Origin of the sequence: Corallococcus sp. CA054B (genome assembly GCF_003611625.1) — a bacterium.
Lineage (GTDB): Bacteria > Myxococcota > Myxococcia > Myxococcales > Myxococcaceae > Corallococcus > Corallococcus coralloides.
In genome coordinates this window covers 14,456-36,034 of record NZ_RAVY01000066.1, presented here as the reverse complement: position 1 = coordinate 36,034, position 21,579 = coordinate 14,456, and the positions used below count along the sequence as shown (strand labels likewise).

Genomic DNA, 21,579 nt, shown 5'->3' with positions numbered 1-21,579 from the left:
CAATCGCCCTCGCCCCGCCGGAGGAATCCGAACGCATGCGCCTGAGACTCGCCCGCCGCCGTCACGCCGCTGGTGCCACCTCCTCCCTCGCCATCTCCGAGGCAGTGGAGCCCCCCGGTCGCAACGAGCTCCAGGCGCGAGGCCCCGACCCCTTCCGGCCGGACCAGCGCCTGCGCTGGAGGGACCACTTCGTCCTCACCGAGCACCTGCTCCAGCTGGACAGCATCCACCCGGGGCATGACGGCCTGCGCATCGCGCAGCTGTCGGACGTGCACGTGGGCCAGGCGACCAGCGACGTGCGCATCCGCCGCGCGGTGGCCGCGGTGAACGAAGCCGCGCCGGACCTGGTGTTCCTCACCGGCGACTACGTCACGCACAGCCCCAAGCCGCTGCCGCGCGTGCGCCAGCTGCTCCAGGGACTCAACGGCCCCGTCTTCGTGGTGCTGGGCAACCATGACCACTGGGTGGACGCGCCCTACCTGCGCGCGGGCTTCGAGGACCTGGGCTACACGGTGCTCCAGAACGAGCACCGCGTGGTGCACGTGAAGGGCGCGCCGGTGACGGTGCTGGGCATTGACGACGGGCTGACCGGCATGGAGGACGTGGAGGCCACCTTCCGGGGCGCGCCCACGTCCGGCACGCGGCTGGTGCTGGCCCACACGCCGCCCACCGCGGAGAAGCTGCCCGCGCACGCGGGCCTGGTGCAGTTCTCCGGCCACACCCACGGCGGGCAGTTCATCGTCCGGGGCCTCACGGAGGCCCTCTTCCGCCGCGCGGGCCAGCCGTACATCCGCGGCCACTACCGCGTGAACGGCAACCACCTGTACGTGAACCAGGGGCTGGGCTTCGGCTTCGGCGGGCCGTACCTGCGCCGGGGCAGCACGCCGGAGGTCGCCTTCTTCACCCTGCGTACGCAGCAGGCCGCCCACGTAGGGACGACCTGATCCACGAGCAGGACGGCGCGCCCGCCTTCAGCGCAGGGGCGCGCCCAGCTTCATGCCGCCCAGGGCGTTCTCGCGCTTCTTGCGGGACAGGCTGAAGGGGCCGGGCCCGAAGTAGACGATGAGCAGGGCGCCCCCCGCCATGGAGAGGTTCTTCATGAAGTGGATGAGGTTGTTCTGCGCCTGGACCGGGTCATCCATCTTCCAGAAGTGATGGACCATGATGGCGGACGCCACCAGGAACACCGCGAGCATGGCCGCGCCCAGGCGGGCGAAGGTGCCCAGCAGGACGCACAGGCCTCCCACCACCAGCACGCCGCCGGACACCAGCACCGCCGTCCTCGGGTCGGGCACGCCGGACGCCTGGGCGTAGGCCGTGAGGGCCTGGAGCTGGATGAAGTGATTGAGCCCGCTGGTAATGAAGATGACCGAGAACAGCAGCCGTCCCAGCGGTGCGAGCAGCCCCATGAATGACCTCCATGCCTCCGGCGTGTCCTCCCTCAACGCGGACGGGTCGGTGTCATTCTCCAGATAGGCACGGATGGGCGGGCGGACAGCCGTCCCTCGCTCCCCTGCCCGCTCCCCTGACGGGTGGACAGCCGGTCCGTTCCCCGGGCGACGCACCGGCGGGCTGCGACAACACGCCACAGGGTGCCGGGACGGGGGGACGTTAGGGTGCCCACGCCTTGAGAACCCTCACCCTGGCCCTCCTGAGCGCCGCGCTCCTCCTCGTGCCCACGGCCCCTGCCTGGGCCTGCGCGAGCTGTGCGTGTGGCGACCCCACCCTCACGTCCATGGGAGGCGAGCAGCCCTTCGAAGGGCGCCTGCGGCTGTCCACGATGCTGCGCGCGTGGGGGCACACGGAAGGGGTGACGGGCGTGGACGCGCAGCGGCTGCGCGAGCTGCGCATGGACGTGGCGGTGGCGTACGCGCCCCGGCCCTGGTTGGTGCTGGCGGTGAACCTGCCGCTCCAGGCCCGCGAGGTCCAGGACGTGAGCCTGGGACTGGAGCGAGGCTGGGGGCTGGGCGACATCGACGTGACGGCGAAGGCGTTCGTGTGGAAGGACAAGGAGTTCTCACCGGACCACCTGATCAGCGTGGTGGGCGGAGTGAAGCTGCCCACGGGCCCCAGGCTGCACGCGGGGGACGGCACGACGCTGGGCATCGACGCGCAGCCCGGCAGCGGCTCCGTGGACCCCATGGCGGGGCTGGCGTGGCAGGGCTTCCGGGGCAACTGGTCGTTCCTCGCGAGCGCCCTGGGCTTCCTGCCCTCGCGAGGGCGCGACGACTTCCGGATGGGGGCGTCGCTGCGCACGCAGGTGGCGGCGCAATACCAGCCATCCCCCACGTGGGCGGTGCGGCTGGGCGTGGACACCCGGGCGGAGCAGGCGCCGGACACGAACGGCACGCCCGAGGAGGCCGGCGGAGGCTTCATCGGGTACCTGTCGCCGGACGTCCTCTTCAGCCCGGGCATGGACGTGGTGGTGCAGGCCGGGGTGCGCATTCCTGTCGTCAACCAGCTGCGCCGGGTGTCGTCCACGCCCATCGCGGTGCTCTCGCTCGCGTACGACCTGTGATGATCCGCGCTTCCTTGGTTCTTTGGGCCCTGTGCGGTTTGAGCGCATGTGGCGAGCGCGTGGACGGAATGACCGTCACGCTGGGCCTGGAGCACCGGGCCACCGCGCAGGGCGTGCAGGCCGCGGGAGGCGAGCGTTCCTTCACACGAGCGGATGGCCAGGTGCTCACGCTGACGCGAGGCTACGTGACGCTGGGCAGCGTGGAGTTGAAGCCGTGTGAGGAGGCGCTGGGGTGGCGGCTGTTGAAGGCGCTGTCGCCCATTGGCACCGCGCACGCGCACTCGGTGGGTTCGCCATTGAGGCTGGGCACGCCGCACGTCAGTGGCCTGGAGCGGCCGGACGGGAGCGTGCTGACGCTGGGGACGGTGCGGCCGCCGCCGGGGCGCTACTGCCGGGCGAGGCTCACCTTCGAGCCCGCGGACGCGGACGCGGAAGGGCTGCCGGGAGCGGACAGCGGCGTGGACATGGTGGGGCACACGTTGTGGCTGGAAGGGACGCGGGTGCCGGCGGGCGGCGGTGAGCCCCAGCCCTTCCGGCTGGTGACGTCCAACCTGGCCACGGTGGACGTGGTGTTGGACGGGCTGACGCTGTCCGAGGACGACCCGGCGGCCGAGCGCACCTTCGCGCTCGCCTGGGACACGTGGCTGGCCACGGTGGACCTGGAGTCCCCCGGGGCAGCGGCCTCGGCGCTGGACACGGTGGCCCGCTCCGTGGCGATGTCCTCCGTCGCGCCATGACGTCCTCTCCGCCGCCCTCCTCTGAACCCTCGCTCCGGGCCCGCATCAATCTCGTGTGGCTCTTGAGGCTGCGCTGGGGCGTGCTGGTGGGCCAAGCGGTGCTGGTGGCGGTGGCGGTGTGGGGGCTGAAGCTGGCGCTGCCGGTGCCCGCGCTGGTGGCGCTCTTGGGCGTGGAGGCGGTGACGAACGCGGCGGTGCGCGCGGGGCTCGCGAGGGCGAGGCCGGTGGCGGAAGCGGCCATCTTCGGGCTGATGCTCTGGGACACGTTGGTGTTGACGGGGCTCTTGGCGTTGAGCGGAGGGACGCACAATCCCTTCACGGCGCTGTACCTGGTGAACGTGGCGCTGGGCACGGTGCTGCTGCCGCCGCGCCGCACGTGGGCGATGTTGGGCTTCACGCTGTTGGCGTTCGGGTCGCTGTTCGTGTTGCAGGACGTGACGCTGCCGGGGCTGGAGAGGCCGGACCACGCGGAGCTGATGCGGCTGCACCTGAGCGGCATGTGGGTGGCGTTCGCGGTGGCGGCGGGCTTCATCGTGTATTTCATCCAGCGAGTGACGCGAGCGCTGGCGCTGCGTGAGCAGGAGTTGGAACAGACGCGGGCAAGGCACGCGAGGCAGGAGAAGGTGGCCTCGCTGGCGACGCTGGCGGCGGGAGCAGCGCATGAGTTGTCCACGCCGTTGTCCACCATCGCGGTGGTGGCGAAGGAGCTGGAGCGAGCACTCGCCGCGGCCCAGACGTCCGAGTCCGTGAGAGAGGACCTGAAGCTGATCCGCCAGCAGGTGGACCGCTGCCGGGACGTGCTGGTGCAGATGTCCGCGGATGCGGGCCAGACGACGGGCGAGCCCTTCCAGGCCATTCCGCTGGAGCGGTTGGTGGAGGAGACGCTGTCGGAGCTGTCCGGCCGTGAGCGAGTGAAGGTGGAAGTGCCGGAAGCGCTGAAGAAGCACGATGTCCACGGACCGCCGCGAGCATTGGCACGAGTGCTGAGGGGCCTGGTGAAGAACGCGCTTCAAGCAACGCCCGTGGGTAGGGGTGTGGAGCTGCGCGTGTCGCCGGAGGGCATGGGCGCGAGGCTGGAGGTGCGCGACGAAGGCCAGGGCATGCCGGAGACAGTGCTGACCCGCGCGGGAGAGCCGTTCTTCACCACGAAGGCGCCGGGTGAGGGCATGGGGCTGGGATTGTTCCTGGCGCGTTCCCTGGCGGAGCAGCTGGGCGGAGCGCTGGAGCTGCGCTCGAAGGCGGGGGAAGGCACGACGGTGAGCCTGAGCCTGCCGAGCGCGGACGCGAAGGAGGCAGCGGCATGAGCAACACGGCTCCAGTGGATCAACGTCCCAGCCTGCTGCTGGTGGACGACGACAGCACGCTGCGAGAGCGATTGGCGCGAGCCTTCCGAGAGCGCGGCTGGGACGTGACGACCGCGGGCAACCACGACGAGGCCATGGTCGCGGCAAGGCGCGAGTCACCGGAGTACGCGGTGGTGGATCTGCGCATGCCGGGGCAAAGCGGCCTGGAGCTGGTGCGTGACCTGCTGGCGGTGGACACGTCCACGCGAGTCATCGTGCTGACAGGCTATGGAAGCATCTCCACGACGGTGGATGCCATCCGGCTGGGAGCGGTGAACTACCTGCCGAAGCCCGCGGACGCGGACGACATCCTGGCGGCGTTCGCGAGAGCGGAGGAAGCGCCCAACGTCGCCGCGCCAGAGACGCTCCAGGCACCGTCCCTGGCCCGAGCGGAGTGGGAGCACATCCACCGGGTACTCGCGGACAGCGCCGGCAACATCTCCGAGGCCGCGCGCAAGCTGGGCATCCACAGAAGGTCGCTCCAGCGGAAGCTGCAGAAGTACCCGCCATCGCGCTGACGCAGGGCCTTCACTTCCGTTGCCGGACTCCGAGATTCATATTCAGGCGTTCTACGAATCGACCGGCTGCTTCTTGGCACCCCCACCCATCTCCTCGCACCCCAACCTGATGTAGAAACCCTTGAACAGTGTTCTCATAAGCACCTGACCAGGCTTTGGTCTCATCGACAATTCCAGCCCCAGAAACTCTCGCCAGCGAAATCGCCAACGCCGCGGCCAAGACGTACCCCATCGGCTCGAGCTCGCCTCCCACTTCGAGCATTGCTTCGAACTCTCCATCAGGCGCTTCGACCACCGTACAAAACACCAGGCTTTGCGGAGCAACCGTGGCAAACCGCCAGACAGCCATGCCGCAACCAAGCTCGCGCAAGCTCGCGTACTCGTCTTGATTTCCGAAGCCATCGAGCACCACCACCTCAGGAGGTGGCGCATCAATCAATTCGGCAATGGCTCTCGACGCACCAACAACAACATCCCCAAGACCCACCTTTCCACTCGCACGAACAGCCAACGAACTCCCCATCACCACCCCCAACCAGGAAGTACCACGACGCCATCCCCAGCAAAGACTGTGATCCTACCAATGACACCTTGATTTAGGATCTGGCCCAAGCCTCCACCCGGAACAACGCCCAACAACTGCGCTCGCGAGCATCTCCTTCTGCAGAGTGCAAAGAGCTTACGGCACATCCCCTTTGAGCACGTCTCCCTGCACGACACTCCCCGCACCATCGCCAGACAAGACCAACTCGGCGGTCATCCCAGCATCAAGCGCCTGGAGGCTGTAGCCATAAGCGTGGATCTGCTCGATGCAAATCGAAACTGGCCGATCGCCTGAGCGAATTGGCGGAGCATACCCATCGGGTGTTCGCACGTGCGTCCGCTTGAACGCGACCGAGAAGACATCGCCGACGCAGATGATGCCTTCGATGAGGCGTCCGGCCGCGCGTACGCCACCCGGCCGTGGATTGACCATCAACACTTCGAATTCGATGGGTCTGCTCGCCACGGCTCGATACGCATGGGGTACAGCTTCGGACAGCCACCACTCCCAGAACTGAAGTCGGCGCTCGGGGTCGGATGATGCGTCCCAGGGAGGTCCGCCCGCAGAGGCAGCCGCTGCGAACATGGACGCATCCATGTCTTCTGCATCGACCTGGTTGTCGCGCAGGTGCGCATCGTCCTCAGTCAGCGGGAAGGTCTCGTCGTCGATGCAGGTAAGCAGGGCCTGCACCGCGGAGAATCCCGCTGCGGCTCCCTGCGAATCCTCATCCGAAGACGACCACTCCACCATGTGGTCCCAGGCCCGCTGCCAGAGTGCCTGGGCTTCGATCTTGTCGAGCCGCCCCACCCTCACCGCTTCCGCCGAATCCAGCACGGTGTGCGGCGTGCGGTCCTGTGAGGACTTCAACTCCCAGAGAGGAAGCACATGCCGGGCAGTCGTGAGCGCCAGCGCCACACGCCGGGCATACCCTGGTCCACGCCCCTGCTCACGCCCCAGCGACAGCCATATCTTCCGCCGCAGGCCCAACGAAAGGTCATGCACGGGGTCCGCTCGCACTGACTCAATCGCCCGTTGAAGCAGGGACTTCAAAATCTCGGGCTCACCCATCCTCAATCTCCACGTTCGGCCTCCCCTGCATCGATTCAAGGGGCATCAGGCGGCAGATTCCCCCATGCGTCCGGATTCTCCGGCTCGGGTGTCAGCGCGAGCCGGGTGAACCGGCCGTCCCGGACCTCAACCACCGCCCACAATTCGGCCAGGCAATTCGGGCAGCGGCCCAGTCCGTAAGCCCAGACGTCGCGCCCTACCGTCCCTGGATCAGGCCCCACGGGCGACCGCGGCATCCTGGGTGCAAGCCCCCAGACAATCTCACCGGCAGAAAAACGCCTGTGCTCCAGGACCCCGATGTCCGCCTGAAAGGCGACCTCGCCCAGGCAACCGCAGGCACTGCACCCCACCACCCCCAAGAACTCATTGTACCTGCCCATCGCGCCGCCTCCCCCCAGCTCCACTGCCAGGTAGCTCCAGAAGTATCCGCCGTCGCGTTGACTCCGTTTCGTCGGTACGACGGTGGTCTTCGCGCGCCATGGAGGAGGCGGCTTTTCCGCACAAAACTAAAACCCAGTACGATCTTTGCGCAGCGCATCATGGTCAGGCTTGCACAAAACTAAAACGGACCTATAGTTTCGTGCATGAGTACCGAGCCCCCACTCAAGCCGGACTGGGACCAGCTCTACCGTGTGGCCGAGGCCCAGGAGGGCCACTTCACGACGCAGCAGGCTGCCCAGGCGGGCTACTCGCCCCAACTGCTTGCCCACTACGTGCGCATCGGCCGGGCTTCGCGAATCCAGCGGGGCATCTACCGGCTGGTGCACTTCCCAGCGGGCGAGCACGAGGACCTCGTCGCGGTGTGGCTCTGGTCCGAACAGATGGGAACCTTCTCCCATCAGACCGCACTCGCGCTTTACGACCTCTCCGATGTCCTGCCCGCGCGGATCCACCTGACGCTCCCGGAGGCGTGGAAGACGCGTCGTTTGCGCGTGCCCAAGCTTGTCGTGCTCCACTTTGCCGACCTGCTCGACTCCGAGCGCCAGTGGGTGGGGGCCGTGCGGGTCACGACTCCCTCCAGGACATTGGATGACTGCGCGCGGGGCGCACTCACTCCGGACCTGATGCGTCAGGCCGCGCTGCAAGCCCTGCATCGCGGCATGGTCAGGGGCTCCCTGCCAACCGTGGAAGAGGCACTGAAGCCTTTTGGAGGCCTCAACGCGTGACGAGCCGCACCTATGCATCGCCCGCGGCCTTCAAGCAGGCGCTGGAGCAGCGCCTTCGCCAGGAGGCCCAGAAGCGCAACCTGCCACTCGAACGTCAGCGCGAGCTGCTGGTCTTCAGCCGCTTCCTCGCCCGCGTCTACGCGAAGCTGGGCTCCAGCGTCACCCTCAAGGGAGGACTGGTGCTGGAGCTCCGCATCGAAGGGGCGCGAGCCACGAAGGACATCGACCTTCGCATCCAAGGTGACCCCAGCGGACTGCTGCTCCAACTGCAGGACGCTGCAAGGCACGAGCTTGGCGACTTCTTTTCGTTCGAGGTCCGCCCGGATGACGAGCATCCCAAGCTCCAGAACGAGGGCATGCGCTACGAAGGGCTGCGCTTTCGCGCGGAGTGCAGGCTCGCACAGAAGATCTACAGCCGCCCTTTCGACGTGGACGTCGCCTTCGGGGAGCCCATGCTGGGAACGCCAGATGAGGTCACGGCCCCCGACGTGCTCGGCTTCGCGAACATCGCGCCGCCCCGCCTGCGGCTCTACCCCGTCGAAACCCATCTCGCGGAGAAATTGCACGCATACACGATGCCCCGACTGCGGCAGAACTCACGCGTGAAAGACCTGCCCGACCTCGCGCTGCTGGCGCAGACACGGAAGCCACTGGAGGCAGTGCGGCTGCGACAAGCACTCAACCTGACCTTCGACTTCCGTAATACCCATCCACTGCCAGGCGCCCTTCCCCTCCCGTCCAGGGATTGGGAGAGGCCCTACGCGGACATGGCCCAGGACAACCAGCTCCCCTGGCCCACACTCGAGAAAGTGACCGAAGCCGCGAAACGCTTCCTCGATCCCGTCCTGGAAGGGGCATCCATCACCCGCTGGGATCCGGAGACCTGGAGTTGGAATCACTGAACAAGGGCTGAGGACAGACCACGAACGTGCAGCCCCTCCTCTGGCCTTCCCGCCGCGAACAGGCTCTACTGAGAGGTGCTTTGCATTTCTCTCAGGGGGACGTCAAGCAGCAGGACGACCCCACCATTTCGGGACAGCCACGCTCGGAATCGCAAGGCGCCACCTACAGCCGCCCGCTGCAAGCGTGAATCAGTCTTCCGCTCGAGCGATAGAGACGTACTCAAGAGCCAGCCGGACCAACTCCTCCATGTCGGCCACGGGGCGCTCGGTTATCATCTGGCCGGGCCCCATGTGGGAGAACGTCCGCGTCTCCCTTCTCTTGCGTAGCGCGAACGCTACGTAGTTCCCGGTCGCGGGGTGCCTGTAGCGGCACATAATCATTGAGTCAGCCCCCCCCATGTAGCGGACCTCGATACCCCTGCTCCGCAGGAGTTCAACCGCCTGCGCCAGGTTCACTGACTCCCTCCTTCCGAGCTGCCTCCTGCGCCTCTGGACGTCCGAGTAACGGTCCAGAAGTGGGCCGGTCTCCATGGGCGGGGCCATAGGAGCCTCGCATGAACGCAATGTACGGGTAGCTCTGCTGTTCAAGCTCGTCAGGATGCACAGGTTTTGCCACCCACTGGGTACCGGAGTCAGGCTCGTACTTGTTCATCGCCCTGGCGAGACCTGGCGCATCTGTTCCCATCTCAGGCGAGAAGTTTGAGGCATCGCGAAGGTCTGTCTCAGAAACTTCGACCCCGCGCTCCTTCAGTAGCTGCCGTGCACAGGCAGGGCCGCACCCCATCTTCGTCTCTTGCTCCAACTGTCCGTCGGATGCGCCATCATGGCTTCCCTACAGCATCGGTCCGTTCTGTTCCTTCTGTTGTTTCCAACCACGGAGATCAATGCGGATCCGGAACGAAGTTCATCCCCACGAATCTCCTGGCGAAGTCATCCGGATCAATTACCTCTCCATGCTGCCGTGCGCGTTCCTCGTTCTTCTTCCAGATCATGATGATTTCTGCGGCGGGATCGGTGTCCCACTGCATTGCGGCCCGGAGCACCTCCTGCCAGCTTCCCTCTGCGTGGAATAGAGTTCGCAGCTTCGGACAAGCCACTTCCAGCTTCGCTTCGTCCTCAGCACCGAGGCGCCCGATAGCCCAAAGGACATAGCGCTCCAACAACCAGATCAGGATTTGGCGTGAGGCGTCCACTACAGGGTTCCTCTTGGTTGGTCAGGTGGTGCTCCGTACCGGGCCAGGGGAGCATCAGGAGTTCAAGCGAAGGAGCAGACCCGCATCCACGAGGCAACGGGCCACCCTCTCAGCCCCATAGACCGCGGCGCAGCTCCTCGAACGAGAGAACCTCGCGCCCTGCCTGCAGGTCGTAAATGCGCATCCCCCTTCGAGTCAGCGCGCCGAGTATCACGACCAACTCTGCCCATACATCCTCGGAAGCGGCACGAAGAGGCACAGAGATCCCGATGGCGTCACTCTCGCCCGCCTCGGCGGGGACAGGGAACAATTCAACAAGCCTTCTTGCGCTTGCGAGTTCGGAATGGAGGTCCTGCCACTCGGCCTGCACCTGAGCCTCAGCGATGAGATTGAAAGACACCTACGACCTCTCCGACGCAAAGGTGACGCCCACCACGCAAGGCGCGAGAGCGGACTTGATGCTCTCGCGGGCAGTACTCGCAAGCACCTGCCCTCGGTCATCGAACCGGACGGCATGCCTCGTGCCCTCGGGCAACTGGCGCCTGAACCACCGGACCCGCCCGATTGCAAAGCGGATGCTCTTGCGCACGGATTCTTCGCTCGTGAGGTCATGACTGAAGACGTGCACGGCAAGCTCGCGCTCCGAGCTGTACAGCTCAACGGTAGCGGGCCCCCACTCCATCGCCAGCGGGTCAACGTTCATTGGGCACCCCGGCCGTCGACTCTGATGACGATGTCATCCGCACGGATTCCTCCCAGTCTTCCTCTCGCTGCGGGTCTTCAAGGCCTTGAGTCGCTCCAGCTCGAGGTAATTCTGAGTTCACCTCTAGACTTAGCGCTCTGGTAGCTCTCCCGTTCGCTTCGCCGCCCGCTTAAAGAGCGCATCCAAGTTCACCTGATTCACCGATTCGCTCCATTCCAGGAGATGAATCTGGCATCTCCGTCGAACCTCAACTGGGTACTCATCAATGCGTTCTGACTGCTTCAACTTGGCAAACTGGCGAGCCACCACCAAGCACCTCTCACAAAACAAATACCCCTCCCCATAATCATCAAAAACATAATCCAACACACACACACACACACACCCCAACTCCAGCCCCGAGCAAACATGCAAACAGCAATACGAGGCTGACTGCAACCCATGGACACCACACTCAATCACAAGTCACCTTGAACCTGGCTTCCCCGCCGAAGGAAACAACCCATAAACATAACCCTGCCATTCCGAACGATTCTTCGGCACCCAGCCCCCGCCGGCTGCCCGGAGGCAGCTCCGGCGTTCTGTCCGCCACCTGCTCGACAACATTGCGGACCAGCCGCGCACGCCCCAGAGGTGTCACGTACGAGAGGAAGACACCCACCTGCGCGTTTCCGCCTTGCCCGCCGTGCCCGTGTACTGGCGCGCAACGCCCGCGGACTTCTCTCCCTTCTTCAGGAAGCCCGTCTCATCCACCGCGAGAATGCCGCCTTCGCCCAATGCCCTGCGTGCGTACTCCAGCACTTCGTCGCGCAGCGCATCTTCGTCCCACTTCGCACGAAGCAGCAGCAGGTCATAGGGCGCTCGATGCCTCGCATCCTCCGAAAGGCCCCACACATTCTTGCGCCGTGCCCGCCCCAGCAGGGCCTTTACGTACTCAACGGCGGGTGCATGAGCCGCGCGCCTGCGGAAGTGCGGCTGCCGCTAGGCGCCTGCCTTCTCCAGCTCCGTCACGAGACGGCCAACAAGCCGGACTTCCGGTGCCTGCGCTGCTGTGTCCGATGGTTGCTGCATGGGAAGCCTCGCTCCTCCCCCTCCTGTTTCTTCAACAGGAGGAGGACTACGGAGCCTTCCGGACTACAGATGTAAGAATAAGCACCGGCCGCTACGTTTCCTGCTCCAGTGACGCATTCACATCGATGGCCTCAATCAGGCCCGTATTCGAGAAGAATCTCAGTGCATCCTGAGCCGCAATAGATACCAGGGTGGCGTCCCGAGCCAGGCCCGAAGAACTCAAGCCGTCGCTGACACACACTACAAAACACGGGCTCACCGCGCTCAATGGCCGCCATGATCCGCTGCTGTTCCTCAAACGCCCTCAGTGCCCGCTCTCGTTTGTCGTCGCTCACTTAGTAGTTTCCCTCTTCTGGACGATTGACCCTCCAAGGAAGCTCAGCGTAGTCCCTCCGCACTCTTCGTATGATTTCGCGGATCTTACCGAACGTCGCGATCTCAGTGTGCTTGAGTGCCCGGATGTTCGCAATCACTTCGGCACGCTGTGACCTCATAATTCCCGCAGCATGTGTCACCTCATGAATCACCGTTGCCGCAGATCTTTCCACGGACTGTGTTCGCAGAACATTCACCGTCGCAAGGTTCATGCTTGGCCAGTACGTACCATAGAGGCGCATTCCTTCTCTCCCAAGCATAGGCGTTTGGTTATTCAGCAAGACCTGCACGTCAAGATCTTCAATCAGACCAAGCGTCTCCCTGCCAATTTCTGATGACCGAAGCTCCCGGTACAGGTTGAGGGGACGGATAGCTTGGCCAGGCACCGCATCCGCGCCTTGCTGGAAAATTTGGCTCGGCGATCGTGACTCGATCACTTCTGCTGCATTTGCGAAAGGCCGTAGGCTTGGAACGGCAACCACACTGCCCTCTATAGCTTCGAAAACAACGCCCTCAGCAGGCTGAGCTGATTGACCAAACGGATTGGCGGCAGCCCCCAACTCACCCAGCTCCCACTTAGGCAGTCTACTCGCAACGGAATTCAGGACTCGTCCACCCAAGGCCGAGGCTCGCTCTATTGCTGCCGTGCCTCCGGGTACCTTGCTGGTGACCCATGCAGCACCGGCGCCTACCACGGGCAGCGCCTTTCCGAGGCCGTAGCCAAGAACTGCCCCCTTGGTTCCTTCAATTACCTGGTCATCCGCATGCTGCTGCCAGCTCTTTGCCGAGCCATCAAACGTCAGAGCGTCGAATCCCGCGTTCCCAAGAGCCCCACCGACAAAGTACGCCGTTCCACCTGAAAGCACCGTGGCGTCGATGCTCAGACCCAGTTCGACCCCCCCAATGGTGTTCTGCGCCACGATGGAAGCGTAGTCGCCAAGACTCCTGCGCTGCCCCCAGAGCAGGTCGTTGCCTCCCGCTCCAATGGCCTGACCCACGCCCCACGCGAATCCCAGCGCTGTGCCAACTGCTGTAGCCGAATGGCCGTCGTCATCGCGGTAGCTGAGTGGATTTCCGTGCGCATACGCATACCGGTGCAGACTCGGCGCATCGTCCAACTGTCCTTCGTACGAGTCCCGCGAGATGAACCGCCCCAGCTCACTGTCGTAGTACCGGGCCCGGGCATACGTGAGCCCCGTCTCCACGTCGTATTGATGCCCCGTGTAGCCCAGCTTGAACTCACCGGCCGTGGGCGCGGATCCACCGCGGAGGGTGCCCCACGCGTCGTACTGACGGGCCGCTGTGACGTCGCCGCTCGTCGATAGCGCGTCCGTCACGCTTCCCAGCGCATCCGTTCCCAGGAAGTTCGTCGCAGCGGAAGCCACCTCGCTGACAGCCAGCGGGCCCCCGCCGTAGTGGTAGCGCCGCTTCGACGGGTGCGTGGACAGAGCTCCATCCAACTCCTGCAGGATGAAGCCATCATCAAGCACATACGCGACGTCCTCAGACGCCGTGTGCCTTTGCGTCCGCTGGAGGCTGTTGTCGTAATCGTACCGTCCCACCTCCTGCCCGTTGTCATAAACGGCGGTGAGAGTGTTGCGGATGTCCCAGGCGAAGGTGCGGGTGCTGGCCTGCGTTACCTTCTCCACCAGGTTGCCCGCGAGGTCGTAGTTCAGCACCGTGTTCCGCGTGGCGTCCTTCGCGTCCTCCAACCCACGCAGCCAGTTCACCCGATTGAAAGTCGCGGTGACGTCGCGCGTGATCCATTGGGGCCGCACATTGTCGTAGTCATCGGGACCGAGCCCCGTTGCAATAAATCTAAACGAACCCCGGCGCTCGCCCGTGCGATTACCCACGGCGTCCAGCCGATACAACGCGGCTTGTCCGTCAGGCAAGACCACTCCTGTGAGCCGGTTCAAAGCATCGTAGCCGTACACGCTCCACCCTATGGCGCCCAGCACCTGCGTCGAGGAGGACGTGCGCGTCTCCGACTGCCGAAATCGATTCCCGTTGGCGTCATAGGTGTATGTAAACCGGCTGACCACCGGTCCACTCGCCTCACACGTATCGCTGACCGTGCCCCGGGCAGTGACCTGCTCAACCAACCGCCCGGCCGCGTCATAGCAGCGCCCTTCCGACAAGCCGTTGGGCCACACCACGCCCTTGAGCAAGGAGTCCGGCCAGTACCGGTACTCCACGACGCCGACCGGAAGTGTCGCTTGCTTCAGGCGCCCCAAGGCATCGTACGCATACCCCGTTGCCACTCCGTCCGAGTCCGTCACGCTCGTACGGTGCCCCATGTCGTCGTACTCGAAGGAGAGCTGCTTTCCGTCCTGCTCCCGCAGCCGCGTCTTCACGCGATCGAGCGCGTCATACGTGTACGTCGTCGCCTCCTCCACCACGCCGCCGAGCGTCTGCTTGAGCAGGGTCGCACGCTCCAGGTTCCCGTTGCCGTCATACGCGAAGCCCTCAGCGTCCACCGATGGCAGCTCTCGCGGCTGCGCATGCTGCGAATAGGTGCGTACCGCCAGCCGATCGAGAAGCCCATACCCAGGCACCGTCACCTGACCCTTCGGGTCGGTCATGGAGTCCGGATTCCCGTTCGCGTCATATAGGTGGCGCCACGTCAGCGTGCCCACGCTGCCCGACGGCGTCGCGCCTACTTCGAACAACGGCACCTGGCTCCGCTGGGCCGCCGTCAACCGCGCATGCGCGTCCAGGTGCTGATGCTCGGCCGTGCGCAGGTTGCGCGCATCGTACTCATAGGTTGTGAGGTTCCCGTTCGCGTCCTGCTTCGCCACCAGGTTGCGGTTCGCGTCGTAGACATAGGACGTGAGTCCACCGGCGGCATCCGTGACTGACAGCAGCTTGCTCTGCTCGTCATAGGCGTACCACGTCACGTACGTGCCCGTGCAGCTCTCCTCCTCCACCTGCGCCAGCGTCAGCCCGACCGCACCACCATGTGAAAGCGAGGGAGCGCCGAGCGGCTGCTTCATGCACACACGGTTGCCCGCGGCGTCATGGGCCCACGCCGTGACCTGCCCGAGCGCATTCTCCTCGCGCACGCGCCGTCCCAGGTCGTCGTAGGTGTAGCGAGCATCGAAGAGAACGCCCGTGGTGCGGGGTCCCTTCTCCTGCGTCAGCTGACCGGCAGCGTCGTACTGGAACGCAGTCGTCGCCGCTTCCGCCGTTCCGGCGCCCTGGGTCTCCTCCACCAGACGCGCCGCGCCATCGTAGAGCCGGGTGGTCACGTAGCCATTCGCGTCCACCGCCCGCACCGCCTGCCCCGCGGCGTCATAGGTCCAGGATTCCTCCGCCACGTCCTGGCCCTGCCCCCGCGAGGAGTGCACCTTGCGCTCCAGGCCATCCTCCCGGTGCACCGTGGGCACCTGACGCCGGTCCCAGTGTGTCCGCTCGCGGGTCGCATCTTCGTACTGCCAGCTCTGACCGTAGGCCGCCGGGCCGCTCGCCGATGCGGCGTCGGACTGGCTCAGCACCCGGCCCACGGCGTCGTAGGCGAAGCGGGTGAGGTGCCCCTTCGCGTTCTTCTCCTCGCGCTTGTAGAGAGCATCGAACCAGGTGTCCGAGGCATATCCCGCCGCGTCCGTGCGGCGGACGACACGCCGGAGTCCGTCGCGGAACATCACAGTGGGCTGCCCCCGCGCGTCCCGCACCTCCTCGCGCGTCAGCGCCTCCGTGTCCGGGGCATCCACATACGTGCGCTCGCTCACCGTCAGGGCCTGTCCCCCCTGGGACAGGCTCTCCATCAGGGTCTCCCTTCGCGGCCGCCCCAACGCGTCGTAGGTGAAGCGCCGCTCCACGCCACGCCCATCGGTGGAGTGGATGACGTGGCCTTCCCCGTCGTGCTTCTGGCTCTCGGAGACGCCCATGGGCCGGTACACTTCCAACAGGCGGCCCAGCGCGTCGTGTACCGTTTCCGTCCGCCGGCTCAGCGCATCCACTCCGGCGGACTCATGGCCGTACCGGTCGTACTCCACGGTGTGGATCAGGTTGAGCGCGGGCCCCACCCTCGGGTCGTCCGGCTGGCGCGGCAGCGGTCCATTCGCGGCGTCCCCCACCACCTTGAAGACGCGTCCCAGCCCGTCCAGGTGCCGGGCCTGGACGAAGCCCCGTGCATCACGCGTCCACTCGACATGCGCCGCGTCGTCATGGACGGTCTGCGTCGTGTAGACAGTCTCTCCTGAATCTGTCGCCACCCGCTCCGTCACGGACAGCACTCGGCTCAAGCCGTCATACGCCGTGATGCGCATCCGCTGCTGGACGCCTCCCGCATCCCAGCGCGCTTCCGTCACGTTGCCCCGTCCGTCATAGACGCGCCGCTCTACCCTCCCCACGGCGTCCGTCTGGACCGTGGCGCGCCCCAGCAGGTCGTACTCCACCGTCCCAGCGTGGCCGTTCCCATCCTCCTGGCGCACCCGGTGACCCGTCAGGTCATAGGCAAACGTCTGCGTGTAGCGAACGGAAGACGCCTCATGACTCGCCCCCTGCACTTCAGGGCTCTGCTCCTCGACGACACGGTAGAGCGAGTCCAGCCGGTAGCTCCGGTCGAAGCCATGCATGTCCTCGTCCGCCACCTTGTTGCCCACGGCATCGTAGGTGACATGGGAAAGCGTGTAGCTCTTGCTGACCTCATCGCTGCTTCCACCCTGGGACGTGAACCGGGGCCCGTCCGCAACGGCCACCTGCACCTCCACCGGACGATCCGCGAAGTCGTACACCGTGGTCGTGCGGACACCGCGCCGGTCCACGACAGACGTGCGGTTGCCCGCGTCGTCATAGCCATAGCGGGTCTCCAACGAGGCGGAGAGACCGCCACCGGACTCCACTGTTCGCGTCCGCCGTCCAGCGGCGTCCAGCCAATGCTCTCGGACGAAGTCCGCTCCCAGGGTCTCGTAGTGAGGCTGGCCGCCCGGGTAATACAGCGCGGTGCGCACCTGTCCCTCACCGTGAGGATTCACCCACTCCTCGCGCTTCACCCGATCCAGTCCGTCCCACGCCTGGATCCGATGGCGGCCCAGGCCATCCTGCTCGTCCTCCAATCGTCCGCGAGCGTCGTAGACGGTCTGCACCGTCACCGTGGACGTGCCGTTCACCTGGAGCGTCTTGGTCCGCAGCTGACCGTAGACGTCGTACGCCGTGGCCTTCTCCCGGTGCCCGTCCGCCCCCACGCTCTCCACCCAGTCGCCGGTAACTGCCATTGGCGGACAGGCCGCGCCTTCAACGCCGCAGTAGCGCCAGTTCAGCACGACGTCCTGGGGAGACTCCTGCAACGAGGTCACGGCCTCCTCGCAGGTCGCGGCGGAGGTCAGCACGGCGCGCGGCACCCGGTTCACGTACCGCCGGGTCTCCAGCAGGCGCCCCGTCCCCCAAGGCAGCACGTCCTCGGGCGCATCCCCGGAGGAGTCCACCCGGGACACGGTGGCGTAGCCTTCCGCGTCCACATGGCAGACCTGCGCGTTGAAGCCCGCCTCGTAGCCCCACTTCTCCACCACCTCCGCGACAGGCTGCCCCTGCGCGTCGAGCACGGGCAGCGTGGCCGCCACGGTCCCCATGGCCGGCAGCGCCGTTCCCTCGATGCGGCGCTCCACCAGGTTGCCTCGCGTGTCGTAGGCGAGGTGCGTGACACGCCCGCGCGCGTCCATCTCCGTCTCGCGCACCCGGTGGACCGAATCCCATAGCGCCTCGGTCCGCGCCACCACGCCCTCCGACAGGGGCTTCTCCGTTTCCACCACGGCCCCGGTGGCCATCATCCAGTAGAGGGACTCGGGAACTTCGGTCCGAGGGCCCTTCACCGCCGTGCGATACGTGGTGAGGGACTGCCCCAGCAGGGTTCGCGATTCCGGCGCGATGGAATAGGTGAAGGTGGTGGTGGCCTCCCGCAGCGGCGTGGTTTCCAGCACCTCCACCACCTGTTTCACCCGCGCGTCCTTGTCCATCAGCAGCAGGAAGGCGTCCTCTCCAGGCATTGACTCCGTGCTGCCGTAGTAGCTGTAGCGGATCACCTCACCGCTGGGCCCCGTGTATCGGGCCAGCCGCGTCCGCCCCGCCTCCGAGGCCCCCTCCGCGTAGGCATAGGACTCCGTCCGCAGGGGGTTTCCGCTCCCGCACGCACCGTCATAGCGAGACACGGAAGCCAGGCGCTGCTGGCTGTCGTAGCCGTACTGCACGCAGACGTTGAGGAAGGTCGTGGACGTCGCATCCGCCGAGGCGGCGTGGCGCAGCTCCACCGTGCTCAGTCGCAGGTGGCCCGCCTCGCGCGAGTAGCCCAGCGCCAGGAGCCGTCCGCTCGCCTCGTCGAACACCCGCGTCAGCGCCCCGTCTACCGAGGCATCACCGTAGTTCATCAGCACCCGGTGTCCCGTGGGCGCCACAACCGAGGTGAGGCGGTACTTCACGGGGAAGCTCGCGCTGTCGAGCCGGCCGTGGCGGTACTCCGTCCCATCTTTCGCGCGGAAGACGTACTCCCGCGCGGCCCCCACGCCCTCCACTCGCAGCGTGCCGTGGTAGCCGCGTTGGGCCACGCATCCCGTGCCATCCCCCGTGCAGGTGAACACCTGCCCGCCGCCCTCGCCGCTGGTGACCGCGTAGCGGAACCCTCCCCCCAACAGCGGCTGCACAGCGCCTTCGTATGCGTGCGTCCAGCCCAGGCCCAGCGAGCCCTCCACGGAGTCGCCGCTGGCGTAGGCACGCTGCCATGAGAGTGCCAGGCCCCGGCTGGGGGCCTCCACGTCCACCGCCTGCTTCACCAGGTGGCCGTCCACCACGCTGACCCCCTTCACGAAGGTGTGGCCCACGGGCAGCTTGCCCACCGTCCCCACCGTGGTCGTGAGAGGGGCCTCCCTGTTCAGGGATGCCTGATTGGGATTGTCCGGAATGAGCGTGACCCGGACCGTCTCCTGTCCCACCGCCCCGGGCGGGACCTCCATCACCGCGAAGCCCTCCTGCCCCAGCACGATGGCGGCGCCCCCCAGCGAAGAAACCTGGGTGATGCCCGTGGCGTTCGCCATCACCTGCGCGCTCGCCACCTCCGTCTCTCCGCGGCGAACCACCAGCCGTCCGTTCGCGAAGGCCTTCATGCCGAGCGGAGCGCCGTAGGCAATGGGCGGCTGCGCGTCGTCCGGCGGCGGTTCGCCGGGCGCCGGCTTCCACGCGGACACGAAGTCCCACACCGGCAGCACCCAACGCGCCCGCAGCGGGAGCCCCGCCACGAACAGGCCCGGCTCCGGGGAACGGACGTCCACGTCCTCGGTGGCCTGCAACACCTTCACAAAGGAAGTCGCGGAGTAATCCTTCGCATACAGCTCGAAGCGGACCCTTCCCCCCTGCGTTCCCGCCGCCAGCGACAGGATATTCTGAACGTTGGAGGACGCCGGCAGCACGATGTCTCCATCCGAGTCCCGTTGCTGACTGGCGCCCAGGACCAGGACATCGTCTCCAGGCACGTTGGGCTCGAGCGTCACCCGGACATACAGATTGTCAGAGCTCTGGTTGACGACGAAGTACCCGAGTCCCGAGTCAGACGTCGACGCCTGACCTCCAGCCACGACCACCGATCCATCCTGCAATCGACGACGGGCCTGCAAGGTCGGAACGGTCGAGGTCTGCCGGGCGTAGAGTTGCTGCCCGCAACACACCTCCACGAGCTGTCCGTTCGCGTTGCGCTCGGACACCGCCGCGACGAAGATCACCCACTGCGGCCCATTCTCCACCAGGTACCTCGGCCGGAATGCCACCGAGTCCTCATCGTCCAGGGGTTCAGGGCCCGTCGCGACCGGAGTCGCCACGAAGAGATCCAGGATGGTGTCGTCTTCCGCGACCGTATAGGCACCTACCGCCACGCCCTCGAGCCCGGCCTCGTCGCCACGAACCGGCACCCAGCCAGGGGCCCCCACCGGCCAGCGAAGAATCTGCGCGACCAGCACCTCGGGACCGGCCGTCTGGTAGACGCCGTTGAAGTCACCGTTGTACGTCGCGCGCAAGGTGTATCGAGCCGTGGGGACGGTGGCGTAGACGCCGAACGTACGCGAAAGGCCTCCCACGGAGGCTGTCACGGCGTAGTACCCTGCGGTCATGCCTGGGATGTAACCCGCGCTCAGCCATCCATCGACATCCGAGCACTCCTGCATCGTCAGCAACTGCATGGGATTGCTGGGATCCAGGGCCTGAGGAGTCACCGAATCCTGATGCCGGAAGAATCGCCCGGTCGCAGGGGACTGGGTCCACGTCACCTGCTGATTGGCCAGTGCATTTCCATAGCGATCCAGAACCTTCCCCGAGAAGGGGGCGATCATCTGCAATCCCACTTCGGTCGAGGGCGGAACGGCAAACGCTTGAATCTGGTACGGCGCGTCCGGCAACCCCACCTCGACAAATGGCGCATCCAGCACGAAGGTCTGGGTGCCGTTGGAGGTCTCCGCCGTCACGGCGTTGTAGCCCAGCCGCTGGGGGAAATGCGTTCCCTGCCGCAAGAAAGACAAGCGGGAGATGTTCGTGTCAGGCAGCACCTGGACCGCGGCCAGACCATTCTCATCCGTAGTCGCCTGCATTTGGGCCTGGGCTTGTCCCGTGCCACCGACGGGCCGGAACCCGGGTTGGGAGCCGCTCGCGCGCGTGAAGGTCACGACCGCCCCGAGCACGGGTTCCCCGTTGGCGGTCGTCACTCGTACGGCCACAGGTTGGGGAAGGGGCTGCCCGACCACACCTTCTTGCAGGTCAGTCATCACCACCTTTTCGATGCGGGCAACCTGCGTCACGTCCTCCACGGCGAGGCCCGCATCCAGGAGGGAATTCCTCTCTCGCAGACGCGCGACTCCGTCCTGAGGGAACTGTCCGAAGGCCATCTCCCATGCCCGGGAAAAGCCACCCTCCATCAGCGCTTCGAGCGACTCCACCTGCTGATCGAGTTCCAGCAGCATCGACTGCTTGCGCGCACGGGCCGATTCATCCGCGAACTCGACCTTCTTCAGTTGCCTTCTGGCTTGCAGCAATTCATCCCTGGAGCGCCCAAGGGCCGCCTTCTCGGCCTCACCCACCGCTGTGGAACGCCAGAATCGCCTCCACCACGCAGGCCTGGGACCGAGTTCGGCACGTGCTTTCAACAGGGATTGCGCCAGGTGCTCCTGCGGGGTGTCCCGCTTCGCCTCCCATGCAAGCCGGGCAGCCTCGAAGGCTCGTGTCTGGTCGTTGGCCACAACGGTGGCACGCGACTGCAACTTCCTGGGGGCCTCCCGCACCGCAGCGTCTTCATGAAGTGCGAGTCGGCTTTGCCATCCCATGGCGTCGCCTTCCGCTCTCGACACCCACGCCACCCCCAACACCAGCAACACGACAACCCATCGGCCCGCTTGCATCAAACGCTCCCTCATGCGCCTTGACTCAAGGCACCTGTATGGATTTCCGCGCCCTTCACTGCAACCTCCT

At 65.9% G+C, this 21,579-nt stretch carries 16 protein-coding genes; 7 read left to right on the top strand and 9 right to left on the bottom strand.

Annotated elements, in window-relative coordinates; translation table 11 throughout:
• The first annotated feature begins 35 nt into the window (after nucleotides 1-35).
• Nucleotides 36-944 carry a metallophosphoesterase gene (locus tag D7V80_RS18060; RefSeq protein WP_120589346.1) on the top strand — a complete coding sequence of 303 codons (909 nt, stop codon included), beginning with the start codon at nucleotides 36-38 and terminating at the stop codon, nucleotides 942-944.
• A gap of 27 nt (nucleotides 945-971) precedes the next feature.
• Here D7V80_RS18060 and D7V80_RS18055 read toward each other — a convergent pair whose 3' ends face one another.
• Nucleotides 972-1,409 (bottom strand): DoxX family protein, encoded by a 438-nt coding sequence (locus tag D7V80_RS18055; protein ID WP_014400346.1) that lies wholly within the window; start codon nucleotides 1,407-1,409, stop codon nucleotides 972-974.
• Nucleotides 1,410-1,627: 218 nt separating this feature from the next.
• Here D7V80_RS18055 and D7V80_RS18050 point away from each other — a divergent pair, with 218 nt between their 5' ends.
• From D7V80_RS18050 to D7V80_RS18035, 4 genes are all read left to right on the top strand, one after another.
• Nucleotides 1,628-2,518, top strand: a complete 891-nt coding sequence (locus tag D7V80_RS18050) for a transporter (RefSeq protein ID WP_120589345.1) — start codon at nucleotides 1,628-1,630, stop codon at nucleotides 2,516-2,518.
• A 68-nt stretch (nucleotides 2,519-2,586) separates the two neighbouring features.
• Nucleotides 2,587-3,255, top strand: coding sequence for a hypothetical protein (locus D7V80_RS18045; RefSeq protein ID WP_233585463.1), 669 nt, complete (start codon nucleotides 2,587-2,589; stop codon nucleotides 3,253-3,255).
• On the top strand, nucleotides 3,252-4,559 hold the full coding sequence (locus D7V80_RS18040) for an ATP-binding protein (protein ID WP_120589343.1): 1,308 nt from the start codon (nucleotides 3,252-3,254) through the stop codon (nucleotides 4,557-4,559). The genes D7V80_RS18045 and D7V80_RS18040 overlap by 4 nt, the downstream gene beginning before the upstream one ends.
• Nucleotides 4,556-5,116: a response regulator transcription factor gene (locus D7V80_RS18035; RefSeq protein WP_120589342.1), complete on the top strand. Its 561-nt coding sequence runs from the start codon at nucleotides 4,556-4,558 to the stop codon at nucleotides 5,114-5,116. Before D7V80_RS18040 ends, D7V80_RS18035 begins: the two co-directional genes overlap by 4 nt.
• Before the next feature lie 10 nt (nucleotides 5,117-5,126).
• Here the strand turns inward: D7V80_RS18035 and D7V80_RS41450 are convergent, their stop codons facing one another.
• The gene (locus tag D7V80_RS41450; RefSeq protein WP_147447131.1) at nucleotides 5,127-5,639 is read right to left on the bottom strand and encodes a hypothetical protein; all 513 of its coding nucleotides are present in this window, start codon (nucleotides 5,637-5,639) and stop codon (nucleotides 5,127-5,129) included.
• Between the two features lie 156 nt (nucleotides 5,640-5,795).
• On the bottom strand, nucleotides 5,796-6,728 hold the full coding sequence (locus D7V80_RS18030; protein WP_120589341.1) for an Imm5 family immunity protein: 933 nt from the start codon (nucleotides 6,726-6,728) through the stop codon (nucleotides 5,796-5,798).
• Between the two features lie 584 nt (nucleotides 6,729-7,312).
• On the opposite strand from D7V80_RS18030, the gene D7V80_RS18025 reads away from it, so the two are divergent.
• Nucleotides 7,313-7,894 (top strand): type IV toxin-antitoxin system AbiEi family antitoxin domain-containing protein, encoded by a 582-nt coding sequence (locus D7V80_RS18025; RefSeq protein ID WP_120589340.1) that lies wholly within the window; start codon nucleotides 7,313-7,315, stop codon nucleotides 7,892-7,894.
• Complete coding sequence (locus D7V80_RS18020) at nucleotides 7,891-8,796, top strand: nucleotidyl transferase AbiEii/AbiGii toxin family protein (protein WP_120589339.1); 906 nt, start codon at nucleotides 7,891-7,893, stop codon at nucleotides 8,794-8,796. The genes D7V80_RS18025 and D7V80_RS18020 overlap by 4 nt, the downstream gene beginning before the upstream one ends.
• A gap of 189 nt (nucleotides 8,797-8,985) precedes the next feature.
• On the opposite strand, the gene D7V80_RS18015 is transcribed toward D7V80_RS18020, so the two are convergent.
• The 6 genes from D7V80_RS18015 to D7V80_RS17985 form a co-directional block, all read right to left on the bottom strand.
• Nucleotides 8,986-9,252, bottom strand: a complete 267-nt coding sequence (locus tag D7V80_RS18015) for a hypothetical protein (protein ID WP_120589338.1) — start codon at nucleotides 9,250-9,252, stop codon at nucleotides 8,986-8,988.
• Complete coding sequence (locus D7V80_RS43950; protein WP_120589337.1) at nucleotides 9,230-9,598, bottom strand: cysteine peptidase family C39 domain-containing protein; 369 nt, start codon at nucleotides 9,596-9,598, stop codon at nucleotides 9,230-9,232. The genes D7V80_RS18015 and D7V80_RS43950 overlap by 23 nt, the downstream gene beginning before the upstream one ends.
• Nucleotides 9,599-9,677: 79 nt before the next feature.
• Nucleotides 9,678-9,989: a hypothetical protein gene (locus D7V80_RS18005; RefSeq protein WP_120589336.1), complete on the bottom strand. Its 312-nt coding sequence runs from the start codon at nucleotides 9,987-9,989 to the stop codon at nucleotides 9,678-9,680.
• Between the two features lie 109 nt (nucleotides 9,990-10,098).
• Nucleotides 10,099-10,389: a hypothetical protein gene (locus D7V80_RS18000; protein ID WP_120589335.1), complete on the bottom strand. Its 291-nt coding sequence runs from the start codon at nucleotides 10,387-10,389 to the stop codon at nucleotides 10,099-10,101.
• A 939-nt stretch (nucleotides 10,390-11,328) separates the two neighbouring features.
• Nucleotides 11,329-11,610, bottom strand: a complete 282-nt coding sequence (locus D7V80_RS17990) for a transposase (protein ID WP_370452508.1) — start codon at nucleotides 11,608-11,610, stop codon at nucleotides 11,329-11,331.
• Between the two features lie 488 nt (nucleotides 11,611-12,098).
• Nucleotides 12,099-20,636, bottom strand: a complete 8,538-nt coding sequence (locus D7V80_RS17985) for an RHS repeat-associated core domain-containing protein (protein WP_233585461.1) — start codon at nucleotides 20,634-20,636, stop codon at nucleotides 12,099-12,101.
• Nucleotides 20,637-21,579 lie beyond the last annotated feature (943 nt).